This is a genomic window from Mycolicibacterium arabiense, from assembly GCF_010731815.2.
Lineage (GTDB): Bacteria > Actinomycetota > Actinomycetes > Mycobacteriales > Mycobacteriaceae > Mycobacterium > Mycobacterium arabiense.
Map to the genome: position 1 here is coordinate 891,040 of NZ_AP022593.1, position 23,106 is coordinate 914,145.

At 68.6% G+C, this 23,106-nt stretch carries 17 protein-coding genes; 8 read left to right on the forward strand and 9 right to left on the reverse strand.

Going from position 1 to position 23,106, the window contains the following annotated elements; genetic code table 11:
- Positions 1–33 precede the first annotated feature (33 nt).
- The 4 genes from glgX (at position 34) to G6N61_RS05955 (ending at position 6,723) form a co-directional block, all read left to right on the forward strand.
- Positions 34–2,160, forward strand: coding sequence for a glycogen debranching protein GlgX (gene glgX, locus G6N61_RS05940; protein WP_163917689.1), 2,127 nt, complete (start codon positions 34–36; stop codon positions 2,158–2,160).
- Positions 2,161–2,219: 59 nt separating this feature from the next.
- Positions 2,220–4,472 carry a malto-oligosyltrehalose synthase gene (gene treY / locus G6N61_RS05945; RefSeq protein WP_163917690.1) on the forward strand — a complete coding sequence of 751 codons (2,253 nt, stop codon included), beginning with the start codon at positions 2,220–2,222 and terminating at the stop codon, positions 4,470–4,472.
- A complete protein-coding gene (gene treZ / locus G6N61_RS05950; RefSeq protein WP_163917691.1) occupies positions 4,465–6,198 on the forward strand; it encodes a malto-oligosyltrehalose trehalohydrolase in 1,734 nt (577 codons plus the stop codon). Before treY ends, treZ begins: the two co-directional genes overlap by 8 nt.
- 81 nt (positions 6,199–6,279) lie before the next feature.
- The gene (locus tag G6N61_RS05955; RefSeq protein WP_235887425.1) at positions 6,280–6,723 is read left to right on the forward strand and encodes a hypothetical protein; all 444 of its coding nucleotides are present in this window, start codon (positions 6,280–6,282) and stop codon (positions 6,721–6,723) included.
- Here G6N61_RS05955 and ilvA read toward each other — a convergent pair.
- The gene (gene ilvA, locus G6N61_RS05960) at positions 6,711–8,003 is read right to left on the reverse strand and encodes a threonine ammonia-lyase IlvA (protein ID WP_163917693.1); all 1,293 of its coding nucleotides are present in this window, start codon (positions 8,001–8,003) and stop codon (positions 6,711–6,713) included. The two genes, G6N61_RS05955 and ilvA, sit on opposite strands and share 13 nt — an antisense overlap.
- 144 nt (positions 8,004–8,147) lie before the next feature.
- Here ilvA and G6N61_RS05965 point away from each other — a divergent pair, with 144 nt between their 5' ends.
- The gene (locus G6N61_RS05965; RefSeq protein ID WP_163917694.1) at positions 8,148–8,378 is read left to right on the forward strand and encodes a hypothetical protein; all 231 of its coding nucleotides are present in this window, start codon (positions 8,148–8,150) and stop codon (positions 8,376–8,378) included.
- On the opposite strand, the gene G6N61_RS05970 is transcribed toward G6N61_RS05965, so the two are convergent.
- The 6 genes from G6N61_RS05970 to lspA all read right to left on the reverse strand — a co-directional run bounded on the left by G6N61_RS05970 (position 8,375) and on the right by lspA (position 15,654).
- Positions 8,375–8,749, reverse strand: coding sequence for an SRPBCC family protein (locus G6N61_RS05970; RefSeq protein ID WP_163917695.1), 375 nt, complete (start codon positions 8,747–8,749; stop codon positions 8,375–8,377). The genes G6N61_RS05965 and G6N61_RS05970 overlap by 4 nt on opposite strands.
- On the reverse strand, positions 8,749–12,279 hold the full coding sequence (gene dnaE / locus G6N61_RS05975) for a DNA polymerase III subunit alpha (RefSeq protein WP_163917696.1): 3,531 nt from the start codon (positions 12,277–12,279) through the stop codon (positions 8,749–8,751). Before dnaE ends, G6N61_RS05970 begins: the two co-directional genes overlap by 1 nt.
- Before the next feature lie 12 nt (positions 12,280–12,291).
- Positions 12,292–12,924 carry a TetR/AcrR family transcriptional regulator gene (locus G6N61_RS05980; RefSeq protein ID WP_163917697.1) on the reverse strand — a complete coding sequence of 211 codons (633 nt, stop codon included), beginning with the start codon at positions 12,922–12,924 and terminating at the stop codon, positions 12,292–12,294.
- Positions 12,925–13,115: 191 nt separating this feature from the next.
- Positions 13,116–14,024: an EamA family transporter RarD gene (rarD, locus tag G6N61_RS05985; RefSeq protein ID WP_163924624.1), complete on the reverse strand. Its 909-nt coding sequence runs from the start codon at positions 14,022–14,024 to the stop codon at positions 13,116–13,118.
- 38 nt (positions 14,025–14,062) lie between these two features.
- Positions 14,063–14,977 (reverse strand): RluA family pseudouridine synthase, encoded by a 915-nt coding sequence (locus G6N61_RS05990; protein ID WP_163917698.1) that lies wholly within the window; start codon positions 14,975–14,977, stop codon positions 14,063–14,065.
- A gap of 8 nt (positions 14,978–14,985) precedes the next feature.
- Entirely contained in the window at positions 14,986–15,654 is a 669-nt protein-coding gene (gene lspA, locus G6N61_RS05995; protein WP_163917699.1) for a signal peptidase II, read from the reverse strand.
- Between the two features lie 115 nt (positions 15,655–15,769).
- Between lspA and G6N61_RS06000 the strand changes: the two genes are divergently transcribed.
- Positions 15,770–16,696, forward strand: coding sequence for an asparaginase (locus tag G6N61_RS06000; RefSeq protein ID WP_163924625.1), 927 nt, complete (start codon positions 15,770–15,772; stop codon positions 16,694–16,696).
- Here G6N61_RS06000 and G6N61_RS06005 read toward each other — a convergent pair.
- On the reverse strand, positions 16,693–18,069 hold the full coding sequence (locus G6N61_RS06005) for a DNA polymerase IV (RefSeq protein WP_163917700.1): 1,377 nt from the start codon (positions 18,067–18,069) through the stop codon (positions 16,693–16,695). The two genes, G6N61_RS06000 and G6N61_RS06005, sit on opposite strands and share 4 nt — an antisense overlap.
- Positions 18,070–18,160: 91 nt before the next feature.
- Here G6N61_RS06005 and G6N61_RS06010 point away from each other — a divergent pair, with 91 nt between their 5' ends.
- Both G6N61_RS06010 and G6N61_RS06015 read left to right on the forward strand, forming a co-directional pair.
- Positions 18,161–18,376, forward strand: coding sequence for an RNA-binding S4 domain-containing protein (locus G6N61_RS06010; RefSeq protein WP_163917701.1), 216 nt, complete (start codon positions 18,161–18,163; stop codon positions 18,374–18,376).
- 9 nt (positions 18,377–18,385) lie between these two features.
- Positions 18,386–19,714, forward strand: coding sequence for a hypothetical protein (locus tag G6N61_RS06015; protein WP_163917702.1), 1,329 nt, complete (start codon positions 18,386–18,388; stop codon positions 19,712–19,714).
- A gap of 3 nt (positions 19,715–19,717) precedes the next feature.
- On the opposite strand, the gene ileS is transcribed toward G6N61_RS06015, so the two are convergent.
- Positions 19,718–22,867, reverse strand: coding sequence for an isoleucine--tRNA ligase (gene ileS, locus G6N61_RS06020; protein WP_163917703.1), 3,150 nt, complete (start codon positions 22,865–22,867; stop codon positions 19,718–19,720).
- Positions 22,868–23,106 lie beyond the last annotated feature (239 nt).

Here is a 23,106-nt window from a genome sequence, read left to right on the forward strand (position 1 = left end):
ACCGGCACGGCCCACGTTGGGAGCGAATGACACATGGTCTCTGCCATCTGGCCGGGAACGGCCTATCCGCTGGGTGCCACCTATGACGGTGCGGGCACCAACTTCTCGGTGTTCTCCGAAGTCGCCGACTCGGTCGAACTCTGCCTGATCGAGAAGGACGGCACCGAGGAGCGGGTGGTACTCGACGAGTGCGACGGGTTCGTCTGGCACGGCTACCTGCCCACCGTCAGCCCCGGGCAGCGGTACGGCTTCCGCGTGCACGGGCCGTGGGATCCGGCATCGGGTCACCGGTGCGACGCCAGCAAGCTGCTCCTCGATCCGTACGGCAAGTCCTTCCACGGCGAGTTCGACTTCAGTCAGGCGCTGTTCTCCTACGACCTCGACGCCAACGACCTCGCCACCGGTGGCACCCCGCCGCGGATCGACTCACTGGGACACACCATGACCAGCGTCGTGATCAACCCGTTCTTCAACTGGGCGTCCGACCGTTCGCCGAACACGCCGTACCACGAGACGGTCATCTACGAGGCGCACGTCAAGGGCATGACCCAGACCCACCCGGCCATCCCCGAGGAGCAACGCGGCACGTACGCCGGCCTCGCGCACCCCGCGATCATCGAGCACCTCAAGTCGCTCAACGTCACGGCCATCGAACTCATGCCCGTGCACCAATTCCTGCACGATCATCGACTGGTCGAACTCGGCCTGCGAAACTACTGGGGCTACAACAGCTTTGGCTTCTTCGCCCCGCACCATCAGTACGCGTCGAACCAGAGCGCGGGTGGCGTGGTCGGCGAGTTCAAGACCATGGTCCGCTCGTTCCACGATGCCGGCATCGAGGTCATCCTCGACGTCGTCTACAACCACACCGCCGAAGGCAACCACCTCGGCCCCACGCTGAACTTCCGCGGCATCGACAACGCGGCGTACTACCGCCTCCTCGACGGCGACCCGCGGTTGTACAAGGACTTCACCGGCACCGGCAACAGCCTCAACGTCCGCCATCCGCACACGCTGCAGCTGATCATGGATTCGCTGCGGTACTGGGTGATCGACATGCACGTCGACGGGTTCCGGTTCGACCTCGCCTCGACGCTGGCCCGGGAACTGCACGACGTGGACCGTCTGAGTGCGTTCTTCGACCTGGTGCAGCAGGACCCCGTGATCAGTCAGGTCAAGCTCATCGCCGAACCGTGGGACGTCGGCGAGGGCGGCTACCAGGTGGGCAACTTCCCGGGTTTGTGGACCGAATGGAACGGGAAGTATCGCGACACAGTGCGTGACTACTGGCGGGGAGAGCCCGCGACCCTAGGCGAATTCGCATCTCGATTGACCGGCTCGTCGGACCTCTATGAGGCCACGGGTCGGCGACCGAGCGCGAGCATCAACTTCGTCACCGCCCACGACGGGTTCACCCTCGCGGATCTGGTGTCGTACAACGAGAAACACAACGAGGCCAATGGTGAGGACAACCGCGACGGCGAGAGCCACAACCGGTCGTGGAACTGTGGCGTCGAGGGTCCGACCGACGACCCGGAGATCCTGGCACTGCGCGCTAGGCAGATGCGCAACATCATGGTCACCCTCCTGGTCAGCCAGGGCACGCCCATGATCAGCCACGGCGACGAGTTCGGCCGCACCCAGCACGGCAACAACAACGTGTACTGCCAGGACTCCGAGATCTCGTGGATGGACTGGACGATGTGCGAGACCAACGCCGATCTGGTCACCTTCACCCGCCGGGTCACCGAACTGCGCAAGAAGCACCCGGTGTTCCGGCGTCGCCGCTTCTTCGAAGGCAAGCCGCTGCGCACCGGCGACGAAGTGCGCGACATCGCATGGCTCACCCCGTCGGGGACCGAGATGACGTCAACAGAATGGAATTCGGGGTTCAAATTCGTGGCCATGTTCCTCAACGGCGATGCCATCCCGTCGCCGAACGCACGCGGTGAGAGGGTCGTCGACGACACCTTCCTGCTGTGCTTCAACGCTCACCGCAACCCGGTCGACCTCATCGCACCCGATGCGAGCTATGCCGCCCACTGGGTGGGCGCCCTCGACACGGCCGATCCGACCGGCGCCTGCGACCACTCCCTGTCGGCCGGCGACACCACGTCGCTGCCCGGCCGGTCCGTTCTCGTCCTGCGCAAGACGGCGTGACGACGGTGACTCGACCAACGACGACCACACGACCCATCCTGTCGACCTACCGTCTGCAGATGCGTGGTGACCAGTTCACCTTCGCCGATGCCGAGGCGCTGATCGACTACCTCGACGACCTCGGCGTCAGCCACGTCTACCTCTCCCCCATCCTCACCGCCGCCAAGGGCTCCACCCATGGCTACGACGTGACCGACCCCACCACGGTGTCGCCGGAACTCGGTGGAGCCGACGGGCTTTCGCGGCTCGCCGACGCCGTGCACCAGCGCGGCATGGGCATGATCGTCGACATCGTGCCCAACCACGTCGGCGTGGACGACCCCACCCAGAACGCATGGTGGTGGGATCTGCTCGCCCACGGGCGCGACTCGGCGTACGCGCCGTACTTCGACGTCGACTGGACCCTGGATCCCGACGGTCGCATCGTCCTGCCGGTACTCGGCTCCGACGACGACCTCGACGACCTCACCGTCGACGGCGACGTGCTGCGTCTCGGCGACCGCACCTGGCCGCTGGCGACCGGCACCGGCTCCGGATCCGGCCGCGACGCCCACGATCGGCAGCACTACAAGCTGATCAGCTGGCGCCACAACGTATGCGGCTACCGGCGGTTCTTCTCCATCACCTCGCTCGCCGGACTGCGCCAGGAGGATCGCGCCGTCTTCGACGCCACCCACGTCGAGGTGAAGCGCTGGTTCGACGAGGGCATCGTCGACGGGATCCGCATCGACCATCCCGATGGTCTGACCAACCCGACGCTGTACCTGCAGTGGCTACGAGAACTCACCGGCCCCGACGCGTGGATCGTCATCGAGAAGATCCTCGCCGTCACCGAGCCGCTGGACCCGACGCTGCCCGTGCAGGGCACCACCGGATACGACGTGCTGCGCGAGGTCGGTGGCCTGTTCGTCGACCCGACGGGTCGCCGGGCCCTCACCGAACTCGTCGACACCTCCGGCGTCGACCACGGCCAGATGACCACGATGGCACGCGAACTCAAGTCCCGGGCCGTCACCGACACCCTCGGCAGCGAACTCGCCAGGCTGTGCCGGACCATCGTCGCGGCCACCGGGGAGGACCACCCGGACCTTCCGGACGCCGTGGCAGCACTGCTGACCCACGTCGGCGTATATCGGTCGGACTACCTGTCGCTGTCGTCGATCATGCCGGTCGCGGTCGCCGAGACCATCAGCGAGGCACCAGAACTCGACGAGGCCCTCGCGATCGTCACCGCAGCCGTGGCAACCAGTCCGGAGGCCGCAGCGCGACTGCAGCAGCTGTCCGGGGCGGCGACGGCGAAGTCGATGGAGGACTGCCTCTTCTACCGCGATGCGCGCCTGGTGTCGCTCAACGAGGTCGGCGGCGAACCGGAGTGGTTCGGCGTCGGCAAGGCCGAGTTCCACGACCGCAACGCGGTGCGCGCCAAGCTGTGGCCGTCGGCGATGACCACGCTCACCACCCACGACACCAAGCGCGGCGAGGACGTCCGGGCGCGGATCGGCGTGCTCTCCCAGGTGCCGTCACTGTGGGGCGAATTGGTCGGTGCCTGGTTGGCCGCGACACCGGCCCCCGACACGGGTACCGCACTGTTCCTGCTGCAGAACGTCTTCGGCGTGTGGCCGGTCACCGGCCACGTCACCCAGGAACTGCGCGACCGGCTGCACGCCTACGCGGAGAAGGCGATGCGGGAGGCGGCCACCCACACCACGTGGAACGACCCGGACGGCGATTTCGAGTCCGCCGTGCACGCGTGGCTGGACGCCGTCGTCGACGGCCCGGTGGCAACGGAGCTGACGTCGTTGGTGGGGCGCCTCGACGAGTACGGCCGCAACGATGCGCTGGGCCAGAAGCTGTTCCAGCTGACACTGCCCGGCGTGCCGGACGTCTACCAGGGCACCGAACTGTGGGAGGACAGCCTCGTCGATCCCGACAACCGCAGGCCGGTGGACTACGCCATGCACCGGCAGGCGCTCAACACCCGCGACCACAACAAGTTGCGCGTCACGGCCGCCGCGCTGCACCTGCGCCGCGAGCGACCCGACACGTTCGTCTCGGGCGGATACCGACCGGTGCTCACCGACGGGGCCGCTCGTGAACACGTGGTGGCCTTCCAGCGGGGTGACGACGTCGTGGTCGCCGCCAGCAGGTGGACCGTGCGCCTCGCCGAATCCGGCTGGGGCGACACTACGTTGAACCTTCCCGCCGGTCGCTGGACCGACCGGCTCACCGATCGCGAGTTCACCGGACGGGTCGCGATCGCCGACCTGTACGGCGACCTGCCCGTCGCACTCCTGGAGAGAAACGTTGACTGACCACGAATTCGCGGTGTGGGCGCCGAGGCCTGAACTGGTCCGCCTCGACGTCGACGGCACCGTCCACGACATGACCCGGTCCAACGACGGGTGGTGGCGGGCAACTGTCGACGTGCCGTCGGACGCCCGCTACGGCTTCCTGCTCGACGACGATCCGAAGGTGCTGCCGGACCCGCGGTCGCCGCGCCAGCCGGACGGCGTGCACGAGCGATCGGCGCTGTGGGATCCGGCGACCGCGCAGTGGAACGACGGCGGCTGGGCCGGGCGCTCGATCGAGGGCGCGGTCATCTACGAACTGCACACCGGAACCTTCACCCCAGAAGGCACCTTCGAGGCGGCGATCGCCAAGCTCGACCACCTGGTCGACCTCGGGGTCGACTTCGTCGAGTTGATGCCCGTCAACGCATTCGGCGGCACCCACGGCTGGGGCTACGACGGCGTGCTGTGGTACGCCGTGCACGAACAGTACGGCGGCCCGGACGGTCTGGTGCGGCTGATCGACGCTTGCCACCAGCGCGGCCTCGGCGTGCTGATCGATGCGGTGTTCAACCACCTCGGACCGTCGGGCAACTACCTGCCGAAGTTCGGCCCCTACCTCTCGTCGGGCAGCAACCCGTGGGGCGAATCGGTGAACATCGCCGACGAGGACTCCGACGAGGTGCGTCGGTACATCATCGACTGCGCGCTGCGCTGGATGCGCGACTTCCACGCCGACGGACTCCGATTGGACGCCGTCCACGCGCTCGTCGACGTCACCGCCGTTCACATCCTCGAGGAGATGTCGACCGAAACCGACGCTCTGGCAGAGGAAGTGGGTAGGCCGCTGTCGCTGATCGCCGAGAGCGACAAGAACGACCCGCGGCTCATCACCCCCCGCGATCAAGGCGGGTACGGGTTGACGGCGCAGTGGGACGACGACATCCACCACGCCATCCACACCGCGGTCTCCGGCGAACGCCAGGGCTACTACGGCGACTTCGGTTCGGTGGAGACGCTCGCCCAGACGCTGAAGAACGGGTACTTCCACGCCGGCACCTACTCGACGTTCCGGCGTCGCCGCCACGGCCGGCCGCTGGACACCAAGGCGATCCCGGCGACGCGACTGCTGGCCTACACGACGACCCACGACCAGGTGGGCAACCGAGCGGTCGGCGATCGGCCGTCACAGAACCTGACCACCGGGCAGCTGGCGGTCAAGGCCGCGCTGGTGCTCGGATCGCCGTACACCGCCATGCTGTTCATGGGCGAGGAGTGGGGATCGTCGAGCCCGTTCCAGTTCTTCAGCAGCCACCCCGAGCCCGAGCTGGCGCGCGCGACCGCCGAGGGTCGCAAGGCCGAGTTCGCCGAGCACGGCTGGGACGCCGACGAGGTCCCCGACCCGCAGGATCCGGAGACCTTCCAACGCTCCAAGCTCAAGTGGGACGAGGTCGGCGAGGGCGACCACGACCGGCTCCTGGACGTCTACCGCGGGCTCATCGCGCTGCGTGGTGACGAACCGGACATGGCCGACCCGTGGCTCGACGACCTCGGGGTCGACTACGACGAGGACGCCGGCTGGATCGTGCTCCGTCGCGGTGCACTGGCCATCGCCTGCAATCTCAGTGTCGATCCCGTGTCCGTGCCGGTGAGTGGTGAGGTCCTGCTGGCGTGGGACGAGCCGCGCGCCGGCGACACGCTCGAACTGCCGGGTCATTCGTTTGCGGTGGTACGTACCTCGGCGAACTAGCCCGTCAACCAGTCATCCCCAGGCGTCGCGCCTGTGGATGGCTGGTTGAGTCGAACGTGGGCCACGCCCACGATGACACGCATGAGCCTGCTTCCGATCCCGCCGATCGATACCGCCACCGACCCCATCACCACACCTGCCGACTTGAGGCAGCGATGGCGAGCACTGATGGGCCCCCTGGGTTTCGACGAACGCCTGCTGCGGTTTTCGTTCGTGGGGCCCGATCGCAGGCTCGTCAAGCTCCTGAGCGACGTCCCCATCGGCCGAAGTCCCACACCGGCCATGGTGGACGACTTGATGTCCGCCCTCGAGGTTCTGGTGCACGACGTCGCCGAGGGCGGAACCGTGGCGTTCCTGCTCACCCGCCCCGGCCTCGGCTCGGTGTCACGCTGGGACCAGCAGTGGGCGGATGCGCTCGTGGCCGGCGCAGCCGAGCGAGGCTTGGCGATCGAGCCGATCTTCCGGGCCCACGATCACGACGTCGCGCTCGTGGCGCCGCGAGCGTTGGCGGCCTACGCCAGGTAGCGGTAGGTCGGCGAACCCGGCTCGAGGAGTTCGACGTGACAGTCGGACTCGTGCATCCTGGCGACCAGCCCCTCCAGGTCGGCCGCCGAGCCCATCTCGATGCCGACGAGCGCCTCGCCGGTGTCGCGGTTGTTGCGCTTGACGTACTCGAACAGGGTGATGTCGTCGTTGGGGCCGAGGACCTCGTCGAGGAACCGGCGCAGCGCGCCCGGCTCCTGCGGGAAGTCGACCAGGAAGTAGTGCTTGAGGCCGAGGTGCACCAGTGACCGCTCGAGCACCTCGCCGTAGCGCGACACGTCGTTGTTGCCGCCCGACACCAGGCACACGACCGTCGACCCCGGCGTGATGTCGGCCTCCACCAGTGCGGCCGCCGACAGCGCGCCGGCCGGCTCGGCGATGATGCCCTCGTTCTGATAGAGATCGAGCATCGCGGTGCACACGGCGCCCTCGTCGACCGTGGTGATCGAGAGCATGTCGCCCGCGGCCGTCAGCGCTGCGAACGGGAGTGCCCCGGCCCGGGCGACCGCCGCACCGTCGACGAACTGGTCGACGTTCTCGAGCGTGACGGGTTCCCCGGTGGCCAGCGCCGCGACCATCGCCGCGGCACCCGCGGGTTCCACGCCGAGCACCGACGTGTCGGTCGTCCGCTCGGCGAAGTAGGTCGTCATGCCGCTGATGCACCCGCCACCGCCGACGGGCACGATCACCAGGTCCGGTTCCCCGCCGAGCTGCTCGAGGATCTCGACGGCGATCGTTCCCTGACCGGCCATCGTGCGGAGGTCGTCGTACGGCGGCACCAGCGTGGCGCCGGTCCGCGCGACGTCCTCGACCGCCGCTGCCGCGGCGATGTCGTAGGTCTTGCCACCGACGATGACCTCGATGAAGTCGCCGCCGTGGTACCGGATGCGGTCGCGCTTCTGCTTGGGCGTCTTGGCCGGCACGTACACCCGCCCGTGCACGCCCATCGAGCGGCAGGCCAGCGCGAAGCCCTGCGCGTGGTTGCCTGCCGACGAGCAGACCACACCTGCGGCGAGTTCGGCGGGGCTCAGCTGCATCATCAGGTTGTAGGCGCCCCGCAGCTTGTACGAGCGGACGGCCTGGAGGTCTTCGCGCTTCAGGTAGACCTGCGCGCCGGTCAGCGTCGACAGCCGATCGCTGAACTGCAAGGGGGTCTTGGCGACGACACCCGAAATTCGCTGGGCAGCCGCATCGATGTCGGCCGCCGACAGAGGTGATTCGAGCGGCGACCGTTTCGTTCCCTGGCTCAGCTCAGCAGTCACCGGTCAATGGTGCCACTGTGTCGCGCGCGACCGGAAATCCGTTTCCGAGCACGCATGAATGTCCCGACGAACGGGTAAGTCCACATGGTCCTGATTCGGAGTTTCGGCTAGCCGAAACCATGGTTGAGAGGTATCGTCGAAGACATGACCACCGCCGGGAACTTTCACTCGACCGTCGCCCGCGCGACGTGCGACGTGCCCGTCGCAGGCGTGCCGTGGCCGGCGTACAAACTGATCGCTCTGCTGGTTGGGGCCGTGGTGCTGCTCGTCGTCGGCGTCGTCACCATGACCGCATCGACGGCCGTGCTGTCCGGCGCCGCCATCGGCACACTCACGTGGCTCGGGCTCAGCGCCTACTGCTCGTCCTGCCGCTAGTCCTGCAGGAGATCACGCAGCGTCGCCAGGTCCGCGGCGACCGCAGCCGCGTCCGCCTCGAACTCTGCATCCGGGGTGCCGGGTCGGCGGCGCAACGTGAAGACGACTTCGCAGCGCGCCTCACCCGTTCCGGCGGCCAGCACTCGCATCGGGTTGTACGTCGACTCCCCCGTCGGCAGCGTCACCACGTGGTCGAGCACACCGAAGGCATTGACCGGAGCGAACTCGACGGTCGCGGTGGTGAGCGTCGGGTCGGCGAGACCGGCCGCCCAGCGATGCAGTTGGCGCGGGTCGGAGGCGAACGCGTACACCGCCTCCGGTGCGGCATCGATCCACACGGAGACGTGCCGCGACGGCTCGGGCTGGTTCATCAGCCGCCCAGGCAGCCCGGTCCGAGCAGCGCCTTCAGATCACCCATCAACGCCGACGACGGCGTGACGCGCAGCGTCTGATCCAGTTCCAGCGTCGTGATCCGGTCGCCACTGATCAGCCGCAGGTGCACCTGTGAGGTGCCGGGGTGATTGGCGAGGACCTGCTTGAGTGCCGTCACCTTCTCGACGGTGCACTGCCGGGTCGGCAGGCTCACCGCGAGCGGGCGGTCGGCCTGGGCGCTGGAGAAGTCCGGGACCACGAGGTCGTTGACGATCAGCGACAATCGGTCGTCGCGGGCATTGACCTTGGCGCCGATGATCACCACTGCGTCGTCGGCGATGTCACCGCCGAAGGTGGCGTAGGTTTGCGGGAAGAACATCACCTCGATGCCACCGGTGAGGTCCTCCAATTGGGCTGACGCCCAGGGCAATCCGTTCTTGTTCACCCGGCGGTTCACCGACGCCAGGATCCCGCCGACGCGCACCTGGGTGTCCGCGGCGACGTCCCCGTCGAGGATCGCGGGGATCTGCGTGTCCACCTGCGCGGCAAGCAGGTGCGCGACCCCGTTGAGGGGGTGCCCGGATACGTACAGACCCAGCATCTCTCGCTCCAGTGCGAGTTTGTGCTTGTCCTCCCACTCGTCCTCGGGAACCTTGATCGTGAACACCGCATCGGTCGCCGTGTCAGCACCGCCGAACAGGTCGAACTGCCCCATCGCCTCGGCCTTCTTGGTGCCGAGAACCGAGTCGACCGCATCGGTGTGGATCAGGAACAGCCCCTTGCGGGAGTGCCCGAGTGAGTCGAACGCACCGGCCTTGACCAGCGACTCCGTCACCTTCTTGTTGCAGGCGGTGATGTGGATCTTGTTGAGGTAGTCCGAGAAGTCGGTGTACTTGCCCTTCTCGGTGCGGGTGTTGATCAGTGAACTGACGACGTTGGCGCCCACGTTGCGCACCGCCCCCAGCCCGAACCTGATGTCGGCGCCGACCGAGGCGAAGTTGAGCACCGACTCGTTGACGTCCGGCGGGAGCACGGTGATGCCGAGCCTGCGGCAGTCGGCCAGGTACACCGCCGCCTTGTCCTTGTCGTCGCCGACCGAGGTGAGCAGGCCCGCCATGTACTCCGCGGGGAAGTTCGCCTTCAGGTAGGCCGTCCAGTACGACACCAGCCCGTAGCCGGCGGCGTGCGACTTGTTGAACGCGTAGTCGGCGAACGGGAGGACGGTGTCCCAGAGCGCCTTGACCGCCGCCGCGGAGAAGCCGTTGGACTTCATGCCCTCGGAGAAGCCCTCGAACTCCTTCTCCAGGACCTCGCGCTTCTTCTTGCCCATGGCCTTGCGGAGGATGTCGGCTCGGGCGAGCGAGAAGCCGGCGACCTTCTGCGCGATGCGCATGATCTGCTCTTGGTAGACGATCAGGCCGTAGGTCTCCGAGAGGATCTCGCGCAGCGGCTCCTCGAGTTCCGGGTGGATCGGCTTGATGGCCTGGCGGTTGTTCTTGCGGTCGGCGTAGTCGTTGTGGGCGTTCATGCCCATGGGACCGGGCCGGTACAGCGCGATCACGGCCACGACGTCCTCGAAGACCGTTGGCTGCATGCGCCGCAGCAGATCTCGCATCGGCCCACCGTCGAGCTGGAACACCCCGAGGGTGTCACCCCTGCCGAGCAGCTCGTAGGTGGCGGGGTCGTCGAGCGGGATTGCGTCGAGGTCCAGCTCGATGCCGCGGTTGGCCTGGATGTTCTCGATGCAGTCACCGATGATCGTCAGGTTCCGCAGGCCGAGGAAGTCCATCTTGAGCAGGCCGATGGCCTCACACGACGGGTAGTCCCACCCCGTGATGATCGCGCCGTCCTGGGGCCGCTTCCACAGTGGAATGGCATCGACGAGCGGCTCGGAACTCATGATCACCGCGCAGGCGTGCACGCCTGCGTTGCGGACCAGACCCTCGAGGCCGCGCGCGGTCTCGTAGATGGTCCGCACGTCTGAATCGGTGTCGATGAGCGCGCGGACCTCCGCGGCCTCCTTGTACCGCTCGTGAGCCGGGTCGGTGATGCCCGAGAGCGGAATGTCCTTGGCCATGATCGGTGGCGGCAGCGCCTTGGTGATCCGGTCGGCGATCGCGAACCCGGGCTGGCCGTAGTTCACCCGGGCCGAGTCCTTCAGTGCGGCCTTGGTCTTGATGGTGCCGAACGTGATGACCTGGGCCACCCGGTCGCTGCCCCACTTGTTCGCCGCGTAGCGCAGCATCTCGCCGCGGCGGCGATCGTCGAAGTCGATGTCGATGTCGGGCATCGACGCGCGCTCGGGGTTGAGGAACCGCTCGAACAGCAGCCCGTAGGTGATCGGGTCGATGTTGGTGATGCCCATGGCGTACGCGACCAGCGAACCGGCGGCGGACCCACGGCCGGGGCCCACCCGGATGTCGACGGAGCGGGCGTAGTTGATGAGGTCGGCGACGATCAGGAAGTAGGACGGATATCCCTTGTCGCAGATGACCTTGATCTCGTACGCGGCCCGGTCGGTGTACTCGGTGGGCACACCGGCGGGAAACCGTCGCTGCAAACCCGCGGTGACCTCGTGGGCGAGCCACGACGCCTCGTCGTGGCCGTCGGGTACCGGGAACACCGGCATACGGTCCTTGGGTGCCCAAACGTCGGCGTAGGGCTGAACGCGTTCGGCGATCAGCAGCGTGGAGTCGCATGCGCCGGGCACCTCGTCGTCCCACAGTGCCCGCATGTCCGCGGCCGACTTGAGGTAGTAACCGTCACCGTCGAACTTGAAGCGCGCGGGGTCCGACAGCGTCTTGCCCGTCTGGACGCAGAGCAGCGCCTCGTGGTTCCGCGACGCCTCCTTGGTGACGTAGTGGCAGTCGTTGGTCGCCAACGGCGGAATGCCGAGCTTGCGACCCACCTCGAGCAGGCCGTCCCGCACCCGACGTTCGATCTCGATGCCGTGGTCCATGAGTTCGAGGAAGAAGTTCTCCGGCCCGAAGATCTCACGCCATTTCGCCGCGGCCTCGAGCGCTTCGCGCTGGTGGCCGAGACGGAGCCGGGTCTGCACTTCGCCGGACGGGCAGCCGGTGGTGGCGATGATGCCCGAGGAGTGCTCGGCGATCAGCTCGGCGTCCATCCGCGACCACTTGCCGAGCTGGCCCTCGAACGACGCCAGCGAGGACAACTTGAACAGGTTGCGCAGTCCGGTCGCGTTCTCCGCGACCATGGTCATGTGCGTGTAGGCGCCGCTGCCCGAGACGTCGTCACCCTTCTGGCTGGGATCGCCCCACTGCACGCGCTTGGTGTCGAATCGCGACGCCGGGGCGATGTACGCCTCCACGCCGATGATCGGCTTGACGTTCGCATCGATCGCAGCGTTGTAGAACTCGCTGGCCCCGAACATGTTGCCGTGGTCGGTCATCCCGAGCGCGGGCATCTCGAGCCGGTTGGCCTCGGCGAACATGTGCTTGACCTTCGCCGCACCGTCGAGCATGGAGTATTCGGTGTGGTTGTGCAGGTGCACGAAGGATCCGCTCATAGGGTCGTCAGTCTATGGCCGACCTCCGACGGCGTTCGGCGTGTCGCGGTACGTGTCTTCGGACACCGACCCGATCGAGGGACTGTCCAGCAATCCATGCGAGAAGAGGATCTGCAGTTGCTTGGTTATCGCGTTCATCGTCGCGCCGCGATCCGGGAACCCTGCGCACAGGCCGACCCCCCAGAGCACCGAGTGGAGCATGTCCGCGATCGGGGTGGCGCAGGTGTCCGACGGCAGTTCCCCGCGCCGCACCGCGTCGCCGACGAGCGTGATCAGGTAGCACCGCAACGCGTCGTCCCGGTCGTCGCGCAGCTCCGGGTTCCGGGTCGCCTCCAGCCGGGAGCTGATCAGGAAAGACACCTGCGAGCGGTCCCGACGATCGGTCTCGTACATCACCGAGACCAACGCTGACAGCGATTCCGCCAGCGTCTCACGGCTTCCCGCCCGCGCGATCCAATTGCCGACCAGTTCGCCCGCCTCTTCGACCAGGGCTGCGTAGATCTCGTCGCGCGTGGAGAAGTAGTAGTGCAGCGTGGGCCGACTGAGATCGGCCTCGAGCGCGATCGCCTGGAACGTGGCCGCGGGATAACCCCGCTGGTTGATCACCGACCGTGCGGCCTTCAGGATGCGGTTGCGCGTTTCCACCGAGTCGGAGCCAACCGGTCGACCCCGGCGCCGAGTGGCCTGCAGTGGTCTCTCATCGGTTTGCGACATCGTCCTGACCTCACCGACGAGGAGATTGGCTCTCCTCGTTCAGCAAACAGTATGGCATTGCTATCGACCGGTCAACCGCGTGGTTGCGGCAAACTAGCCGACGCGGCGCGAACTCGTGTCCGTCAGGCCGGGGGCGTTTCGGTGGCCCGGGGAGCTGCGGTCGAAGTGGCCGCGGTGGCCTTCGATGCCGACTTGCCGCGCAACGCGCCGAACGTCATGACGAGCAGCGCGACCCAGATCAGACCGAAGCCCACCCACCTCGCGGGCGGCATCGGCTCGTGGCCGATGACGACGCCCCACGCCATCTGCAGGGCCGGGTTGAGGTAGAACAGCAGACCCATCGTGACGAGCGGGAGTCGCTGCGCCGCTGCGGCGAACAGCAACAGTGGCACCGCTGTGACCGGGCCGGCCAGCACCAGCAGCCAGGCATGCCCGGTTCCATGGTTCAGGAAGTGGCCCTGGTCGGTCGACTGCAGGAAGATCAGATAACCGGCGGCGATGGGAAGGGCGATCAAGGTCTCGACGGCGACACTGACCCGCGGGTCGGCGTCGACGACCTTCTTGACCAATCCGTAGAGCGCGAACGTGAACGCCAGCACGACCGCGATGTAGGGCGGGGCACCGACGCCCACCGTCAGGACCACCACGGCGATGACCGCGAGGACCAGGGCCGCCAACTGCCAACGCCCGATCCGTTCCCGGAACACCACCACGCCCAGAGCCACGGTCACCAGCGGGTTGATGAAGTACCCGAGCGCGGCGTCGACGACGTGGCCGTGCGTCGCCGCGTAGATGTAGGTGCCCCAGTTCGCCGATACCAGCGCCGACGCGGCGGCGAGCAGCAGCCAGCTGCGACCACTGAGGCGGCGCAGGTCGCCGAGCCTGCGGGCCACCGCGAGGACGCCGACCATGCAGACGACGCTCCACACGATGCGATGCGCCAGCACCTCCATCGATCCCGCGGGCAGCAACAGCGGGAAGTAGCCCGGACACAGTCCCCACCAGACGAAGGCGCCCACGCCGAACAGCACGCCCGAACGGCGTTGCGCCGCTCCGGCGTCCGCGGTCGTCACGACTGGTGCCGGCGCAGCACGTCCAAGGCGTGGCTCAGGTCCGCCGGGTACGGGCTGGTGATCTCGATGCGACGGCCGTCGGCGGGATGGGCGAAGGCCAGCGAGCGTGCGTGCAGCCACTGCCGTTCCAGGCCGAGCCGCTTCGCGATCGTGGGATCGGCGCCGTACGTCAGGTCGCCACAACAGGGATGGTGCAGCGCCGCGAAGTGGACCCGGATCTGATGCGTCCGGCCGGTTTCCAGGTGGATGTCCAGCAGGCTCGCGGAGACGAACGCCTCGACCGTGTCGTAGTGCGTGACGCTGTCCCGACCGTTCTCGGTGACGGCGAACTTCCAGTCGTGACCCCGGTGCCTGCCGATGGGGGCGTCGATGGTGCCGCTCGACGGGTCGGGGTGCCCCTGCACCAGAGCGTGGTACCGCTTGTCGACCGTGCGTTGCTTGAACGCCCGCTTCATCAGCGTGTACGCCCGCTCCGAGATCGCGACGACCATCACCCCGGAGGTGCCGACGTCCAGGCGGTGCACGATCCCCTGGCGCTCGTGGACGCCCGACGTCGTGATCCGGTAACCGGCGGCAGCAAGCCCGCCGAGGACGGTGGGCCCGGTCCAGCCGACCGAGGCGTGCGCAGCCACGCCCGCGGGCTTGTCGACGGCCACGATGTCGTCGTCGGAGTAGAGGATCGTCATGCCCTCGACGTCGACGGTCGGGTTCTCGGGCGGCGCAGGCGGTTCGGGCAACGTGACCTCGAGCCACGCACCCGCGGTCAAGCGCTCGGACTTGCCGACCGGGACGCCGTCGACGGCTATCCCACCGTCCTCGGCCAACGTCGCGACGACGGTCCGGGACAGCCCGAGCAGTCGCGCCAGACCCGCGTCGACGCGCATCCCGGCCAGCCCCTCCGGGACCGGCATCGACCGGGTCATCGGGTGGTGTCGGATTCGTCCGATGCGGCACCGGCGGCCGGCTCGTCGACGACCGGTGCAGGTTCGGGAGTCGGTGCCACCTCATCGGCCGGACGCCGTCCGTCTGCGTCATCGGCCGGACGCCGTCCGTCGGTATCGAAGTCGAAGCCGAACAACGACAGCCCCACCAGCAGGATCGCTCCCCCGACCACTGCGGGATCGGCGACGTTGAACACCGGCCACCATCCGATCGACAGGAAGTCGACGACGTGTCCGCGCAGCGGTCCCGGCGACCGGAAGAACCTGTCCACCAGGTTGCCCAGCGCGCCGCCCAGGATCATGCCGAGCCCCAGCGCCCACCACGGCGACACCAGACGGCGGCCCATCCACACGATGCCGAACACGACGCCGGTCGCCACCAGGGTCAGCACCCAGGTGTAGCCGGTTGCCATCGAGAACGCCGCACCCGAGTTGCGCACCAGGGTCCAGGTGACGGTGTCGCCGATGATCGACACGGGTTGGCCGGGCGTGAGCAGCCTGACCGCCAGCACCTTGGTCACCACGTCGAGCGCGAGCACCACCAGAGCCACCGACAGCAGGAGGCGCAGGCGACGGCGGGGCGACGGCGGTACGGGGTCCCCGTCCGCGGTCACGGGCTCCACCGAACCCGACGTTTCATCAGTCACGCTCCCATCATCCCAAAGACGTCGTGGTGAACAATCGGCGCATGAGCGAAGCGTGCGAAGCGAGTCGACCGCCGAGGCGACAAGCGTGCGAAGCGTGCCACCGAATCCGCCTGGCATGACCCGCGTCGTCGTCGTCACCACCGGCGGCACCATCGCCACCAGTACCGATGCCGACGGGGTGGCGCGGCCGACCCACGGCGGCACGGATCTGCTGTCGACCGCGGGCACGGCGAACCGTCGGGTCGTCGACCTGCTGGCGCTGGATTCCTCGGAGATCGGTCCGCCCGAGTGGCAGCTGATCGGCGGTGCCGTGGCAGCGGCCATCGGCGACGGCGCGCACGGGGTCGTCGTCACGCACGGCACCGACACCATGGAGGAGACCGCGCTGTGGCTCGACCTCGTCCATCACGGGCCGGAGCCGGTGGTGCTCACCGGTGCCATGCGCAGCGCCGACTCCCCCGACGCCGACGGCCCCGGCAACCTGCGCGACGCCTTGGCGGTGGCCGGCGACCCACGCGCCGAGGGCACCGGCGTGACGGTGTGCATGGCGGGCACCGTCTGGCAGCCGCTGGGGTTGACCAAGACCGGATCGGGGTTCACCGGCGTCGCCATCGGTGCGGCGTCGCCGGACGGCGTCGTGCTCGACGGGGTCAAGCGGCGGCCGTCGTTCGCCGGCGGCCTCGCCGAGGCGCCCCCGCGCGTCGACGTGGTGGCGACCTACGCCGGCAGTGACGCCGTGGCGCTCGATGCCTGCGTGGCTGCCGGGGCACGTGGCGTCGTGCTGGAGGCGATGGGCTCGGGCAACGCCGGACCCGACGTCGTCGACGGCGTACGGCGTGCCACAGCCCGCGGCGTGACCGTGGTCGTCAGCACCCGCGTGCCGGGTGCCAGGGTGTCGGCGCGGTACGGCCCCGGCCTGGCGCTGGCCGAGGCGGGCGCGGTGCCAGTGCCGGTGCTGGGCACACCGCAGGCGCGCGTGCTGCTGATGGCCGCGCTGGCCGCCGGCGCCGACGTCGGCGACGTCTTCACCGAGTGGGCCTAGGACTGGTCGTCGTCGGTGAGCGCGCCGACGAAGTCCGGCCAGTCGAGGCTGTCGACGGGATTGGCGCGCCGCACCTCGGGAGTGTCGACGGGCATCGTGCGGGCGGGGCCGGGTCCCGTGCCCCGGGTCTCGAACCGCACGGTCATCACGCCGTGACCGGCCCCCTGCACCCAGCCGTGGCCGTAGGACTCGTGCGTCACGTCGTCCCCGATCCGCCACCCCGCCGCGGGCGACCCAGACGCCGCGGCGGACGCCGCCGCCGCCTCGTGGGTCGCGGGCACGCCGTCGGCGGTCTCGAGGGTCTGCTCGAGATCGGGGAACAGTGACTCCTGCTGCACGTCCGAGAGCCCGGAGAAGCCGACGCCGAGCAGTCTGATGGGCCCCACTTCGATCGGGTCGAGCAGGAGCCGCCTGGCCGTGGCGGTCAGCGTGGCCGCGTCGTCGGTGGCGTACGGCAGCGTCGCGGACCGGGTGAGCGTGCTCATGTCGGACTTCTTCATCTTGACGGTGACCGTGCGCGCGCCGCGGCCGTCGCGGAGCAGGCGACTGTGGGCGTGCTCGCCGATGGGGCCGACGGCCTCGCGCAGCTGGCCGATCGTGGTGAGATCCTCCGGGAAGGTGGACTCCGAGCTGATCTGCTTGGAACTCGACCGCTCGGCGACCGGGCGATCGTCGATCCCCTGGGCCAACCGGTGCAGCGCAGGCCCGACGGTTCCGCCGAGCACGTCGGCCACCTCCGAATCCGCAAGGGCGGCAAGGGCACCGATGGTGTCGATGCCCAGCCGGTGCAGACGATCCTCGGCGACCGGTCCGATCCCCCACAGCCGCCGCACCGGAAGGCCGGCGAGCACGGCCTTCTCGGTGGCCCGATCGACTACCCGGACGCCGTCGGGCTTGGCGAGGTCGGAGGCGATCTTCGCGATCTGCTTGCCCGACCCCGCGCCCACCGACGCCACAAGGCCGGTCTCCGACCGCACCCTGGCGCGCAGGTCCTCGCAGAACGCCTCCACCTCGGCAGCCGTGGCACCGACCAGTTCGGCGGGCTCGCCGAACGCCTCGTCGAAGGACAGCTGTTCGAGGACCGGAACGACTGCCCGGACGGTCTCGAGGACCCTGCGGCTGGCGACGCCGTAGACGACGCCGCGCGGGGGCAGGACCACCGCGGCGGCACCGACTTGCCTGCGCGCCTGGTGCATCGGCATCGCCGACCTGGCGCCGAACACCCTTGCCTCGTAACTGGCTCCGGCGACCACCCCGCGTCCGCCGAGTCCCCCGACGAGCACGGGCCTGCCCCGCAGCGTCGGACGCGTCAGCTGCTCGACGGATGCGAAGAACGCGTCCATGTCGAAGTGCAGGACCCAGCGGCCGTCCATGGTGGCGATGCTAGGGGCCGGCCGACGAACGAAGAGAAGAGGCCGAGGCCGACACGCCTGGACACGCCGATGCGGGACTAGCCTGACGGCCATGGACCACGACGTGCCGATCGGCGACGAATCCATCCGTCTGGGCCAGTTCCTCAAGCTGTCGTCGCTCATCGACAGCGGTTCGGACGCGAAGGCTGCGATCGCCGACGGTCTGGTCGCGGTCAACGGCGAGGTCGAGGTGCGCCGCGGCCGCCAGCTGCACCCCGGCGACGAGGTGACCATCGGCGGGTCCACGGCGCGGGTGGCCCGTGCATAGCATGACCGCGTGGACAACACGCTCGCCTACATCGACCAGGGCTCGTTCCTCGCGCTGAGGGCACTGGGCCGCGGCCCACTGATCCAATTCACCTGGATCTACGACCGTCCGATCGACCTTCAGGGGCTGCGACGGTTCCACGCCAACCTCGGATTCGGCCTGCTGGGCAGGCGCATCGAGCGTTCGCCACTCCCCTTCGGCCGCGACAGGTGGGTCGCCGCACCGGGTCCGGCGGCCATCGAGATCGCGGCCGAGGACCGTCGGCGCGAGGACGTCTGGCTGTGGGCCGACGAGCGCGTCCGGGTTCCCATCGACCCGCAGGCCGGGCCGTCGTGGCATCTCGGCGTGCAGCCCCTCACCAACGGCGGGGCCGCGGTGACGCTGGTGGTGTCGCATTCGGTCGGCGACGCGATGGCGATCCACATGGCGATCTCCGACGCCGTGACCGGCGTGCGCCGCGACCTCGGCTACCCGCCGCCGGGTTCCCGTACCCGGGCGCGCTCGGTACGGGAGGACGCCCGGCAGACCGTGCGCGACGTGCCGGACATGGCCAGGGCGGTGGCCTCGGCCGCTCGCGTCGCCCGGGCCGAGCGCGAGAACCTCGCGACGTCCGCTAAGTCGGGTTCCAAGCAGCGGGGCCGCGGGACCGCCGAGCAGATCGTCGTGCCCAACGCCACGGTGTTCATCGACCTCGAGCACTGGGACGAGCGGGCGAAGAGCCTCAACGGCACCAGCAATGCGTTGTTCGCCGGCTTCGGAGCCCGGCTGGGCTCGCTCCTCGGCCGGGTGGGTGACGACGGGTTCGTCAGGCTGTCGCTGCCCGTCAGCGAGCGCGCACCCGGTGACACCCGGGCCAACGCACTCACCGAGGCAACGGTCGTCGCCGACCCCGCGAAGGTCGTCGCCGACCTCGCCGAGCTGCGCCGGGACATCAAGCGGGCCTTGACCGCGCTGGCCGAGTCGCCCAACGAACTGCTGGGCCCCCTGGCGCTCGTACCGCTGACCCCGGCGCCGCTGGTGCGCCGACTCGAGGGCATGGTGCAGCAGGTGGGCAGTCCGATCGGGTGCTCGAACCTCGGTGAGTTCGCGCCGGAGGTCAACCGCCCCGACGGCACCGACGCCGACTACTTCGCGGCCAGGCTGCTCGAGCCCAAGGTCACCACGAAGGTCCTCGACCGAATGGGCGGCTCACTTTTTCTGGGCTGCACGCGCATTCACGGCCGCATGTCGGTGTCGGTGACCAGTTGGGTGCCCGGCGGAACGAACACCCGTGCAGCCCTGCGGGATGCGGTCGGTCAGGCGCTGGCCGACATGGCGCTCACCGGCACCGTCGAATGATGGTCACGCCTTCGCCAGCGACACCCTGACGCCGTCACCGATCTCGGTGCCGTCGACCGGGTCGCCGAAGTCGAAGCTGGTGGCCAGGATCTCCTTGGCGATCAGGTCGGCGTGCGTGCGCGCCCACTCCTCGCGTTCGCCGGGCACGGCGACGACGACGCGGATGCGGTCGGACACGTCGAGACCCGACGACTTGCGCAGATCCTGCAGTTCGCGGATGCGGTCCTTGGCCCAGCCCTCGGCCTCGAGTTCGGGCGTGACCTCGCCGTCGAGCACCACCAGTCCGGCACCGTCGGGCAGCGCCGCGGTGAAGTCGGGGTCGGCCGCGACGAGCCGCGAGCTGTACTCCTCCGGAAGCAACGTCGCCGGCCCGGCCGTTAGCGTGCCGTCGGCGTTGACGACGCCCTGACCGGACTTGACGGCCTTGATCGCGGCCTGCACGTCCTTGCCGATCCGCGGTCCCGCGGCACGTGCGTTGACCGTCAGTTCGAAGCGGCCGTAGGCCGGGACGTCGTCGGTCAGCTCGACGGTCTTGACGTTCAGTTCGTCGGCGATGAGGTCGACGAACGGACACAGCCGCTCCGGATCCTCAACGGCCACGGTCAGTTTGGGCAACGGCAGCCGCACCCGCAGCTTCTTGGCCTTGCGCAGTGACGATCCGGCCGAGCAGACGTCGCGGACCTGGTCCATGGCGGCCACCAGCTCGGGGTCCGCAGGCACGACACCGGGTTCCGGCCAGTCGGTCAGGTGCACGGATCGTTCCCCCGTGACGCCCCGCCAGATCACCTCGGCGACCAGCGGCAGCAGTGGCGCCGCGAGCCTGCCGGTCACCTCGAGGACGGTGTGCAAGGTGTCGATCGCATCGGCGTCCTCCTCCCAGAACCGCGAACGGGACCGGCGCACATACCAATTGGTCAGGGCCTCGGTGAACTGCCGCAGCTGGTCACACGCGACGGAGATGTCGCAGACGTCGAGCGAGGCCGTCAGGTCGTCGCGCAGCACGGCGAGCTTGGCCAGCACGTACCGGTCCAGGACGTGTGGCGAGTCGGTGCGCCAGGTGCCCTTCTTCGGCGCGTACAGCGACAGGAACGTATAGGCGTTCCAGAACGGCAGCAGCACCTGACGGACTCCGTCGCGGATGCCCTGCTCGGTGACGACGAGGTTGCCGCCCCGCAGGATCGGCGACGCCATCAGAAACCACCGCATCGCGTCGGACCCGTCGCGGTCGAACACCTCGCTGACGTCGGGGTAATTGCGCAGCGACTTGCTCATCTTCTGGCCGTCGTTGCCCAGCACGATGCCGTGGGCCACACACGTCTGGAACGCGGGCCGGTCGAACAGTGCGGTGGCCAGCACGTGCAGCGTGTAGAACCAACCGCGGGTCTGACCGATGTACTCGACGATGAAATCGCCTGGGAAGTGCGCTTCCTCACCGTCCGATCCGTCGAACCAGTCCCGGTTCTCGAACGGGTAGTGCACCTGGGCATAGGGCATCGACCCCGAGTCGAACCACACGTCGAGGACGTCCTCGATGCGACGCATCGTCGACCTGCCGGTCGGGTCGTCGGGGTTCGGTCGCGTCAGTTCGTCGATGTAGGGCCGGTGCAGATTGTCGGGCCGTACGCCGAAGTCGCGCTCCAGCTCGTCGAGACTGCCGTAGACGTCGATGCGCGGGTAGGCGGGGTCGTCGGACTTCCACACCGGGATCGGCGTGCCCCAGTAGCGATTTCGCGAGATCGACCAGTCCCGTGCGCCGGCCAGCCACTTGCCGAACTGACCGTCCTTGACGTGCTCGGGATACCACGTGATCTGCTGATTCAGCTCGACCATGCGGTCCCGGAACGCGGTCACCTTCACGAACCACGACGAGACGGCGCGGTAGATCAGCGGATTGCGGCACCGCCAGCAGTGTGGGTAGGAGTGCTCGTAGGTCTCGTGGCGCAGGAGCAGCGGCGCGTTCACCGCGGCCGGTCCGGTTCCGTTCTTGAGGTCGCGGATGATGTCCGGGTTGGCCTCGAACACCTGCAGGCCGAGGTAATCGGGCACGGTCGCGTCGAACCGACCCTTGGCGTCGACCGGGGTCACCGCGACGATGCCCGCGGCGTCCGCGGTGGCCTTGTCGTCCTCGCCATAGGCAGGCGACATGTGCACGAGCCCGGTGCCGTCCTCGGTGCTGACGAACTCGGCGGGCAGTACCTGGAAGGCGTTGGCCGCCCGCTCGGAGTCCACGAAGTACGGGAACGGGGGCAAATAGCGCAGGCCGAGCAGCTGGTGCCCGGTGTAGGTCGCGACCACGCTCGGCTCCTCGCCGAGTTCGCGCGCGTAGGCCCCGAGCCGGGCCTGAGCGATGACCAGACGGCGACCGTCCGCCTCGACCACCGCGTAGACCACCTCGGGATTGACCGCGACCGCCTGGTTGGACGGCAGCGTCCACGGCGTCGTCGTCCAGACCAGCAGGTACGCGCCGTCGAGGGCGGGGTCCGCCGCCTCGTTTCCGTCGATCCGGAATCCGACCGTCAGCGCCGGATCCTGCCTGCTCTGGTACACGTCGTCGTCCATGCGCAGCTCGTGGCTCGACAGCGGAGTCTCGTCGTTCCAGCAGTACGGCAGGACGCGGTTGCCCTCGTACGCCAGACCCTTGTCCCAGAGCTGCTTGAACGCCCAGATCACCGACTCCATGAAGCCGGGGTCCAGCGTCTTGTAGTCGTTGTCGAAGTCGACCCAGCGGGCCTGGCGGGTCACGTAATCGCGCCACTCACCGGTGTACTTCAACACCGACGCCCGGCACGCGTCGTTGAATTTCTCGATGCCCATCTCGTCGATCTGGGCCTTGTCGGTGATGCCGAGTTGGCGTTGCACCTCGAGTTCGGCGGGCAGGCCGTGGGTGTCCCAGCCGAATCGGCGTTCGACCTTGTATCCGCGCATCGTCCGATAGCGCGGCACGATGTCCTTGACGTAGCCGGTCAGCAGATGCCCGTAGTGCGGGAGGCCGTTCGCGAACGGCGGCCCGTCGTAGAAGACGTACTCCTCGGCGCCGTCGCGTCGGTCGATACTGGCGCGGAAGGTGTCGTCGGCGGCCCAGAACTCGAGCACGTCGAGTTCCAGCGCGGGAAAGTCCGGCGTGCCGCCCGCAGGCTTCGGGTATGCGCTCACTCGTGCGTCGTCTCCTGTGCCGAAGGTTCAGGCACGGGGACGACGTCGCGCACGTGCGCGAACACCGCGGTACCACCCCGCTTGCGCACCAGGTGCGCCGCTCGTGGAGGCGATGACGGGCCCACCCGTTCGGTTCTACTGAGCGCTCGAGAGAGCGCCGTTCTTCCGAAGGCTCCCCGGTGATGGCCGGATCGACGCCGTGCGCCTAGATTCTAGGCGCTCTCGACGGCAGGTCCCAA

What these genes read in the sequence shown, in the direction of transcription:
- glgX (WP_163917689.1), top strand. Translation starts at nt 34, where the DNA reads ATGGTCTCTGCCATCTGGCCGGGAACGGCCTATCCGCTGGGTGCCACC.
- treY (WP_163917690.1), top strand. Translation starts at nt 2,220, where the DNA reads ATGCGTGGTGACCAGTTCACCTTCGCCGATGCCGAGGCGCTGATCGAC.
- G6N61_RS05955 (WP_235887425.1), top strand. Translation starts at nt 6,280, where the DNA reads ATGAGCCTGCTTCCGATCCCGCCGATCGATACCGCCACCGACCCCATC.
- G6N61_RS05965 (WP_163917694.1), top strand. Translation starts at nt 8,148, where the DNA reads ATGACCACCGCCGGGAACTTTCACTCGACCGTCGCCCGCGCGACGTGC.
- G6N61_RS05970 (WP_163917695.1), bottom strand. Translation starts at nt 8,749, where the DNA reads ATGAACCAGCCCGAGCCGTCGCGGCACGTCTCCGTGTGGATCGATGCC.
- dnaE (WP_163917696.1), bottom strand. Translation starts at nt 12,279, where the DNA reads ATGAGCGGATCCTTCGTGCACCTGCACAACCACACCGAATACTCCATG.
- G6N61_RS05990 (WP_163917698.1), bottom strand. Translation starts at nt 14,977, where the DNA reads ATGCCGGTCCCGGAGGGGCTGGCCGGGATGCGCGTCGACGCGGGTCTG.
- G6N61_RS06000 (WP_163924625.1), top strand. Translation starts at nt 15,770, where the DNA reads ATGACCCGCGTCGTCGTCGTCACCACCGGCGGCACCATCGCCACCAGT.
- G6N61_RS06005 (WP_163917700.1), bottom strand. Translation starts at nt 18,069, where the DNA reads ATGGACGGCCGCTGGGTCCTGCACTTCGACATGGACGCGTTCTTCGCA.
- G6N61_RS06010 (WP_163917701.1), top strand. Translation starts at nt 18,161, where the DNA reads ATGGACCACGACGTGCCGATCGGCGACGAATCCATCCGTCTGGGCCAG.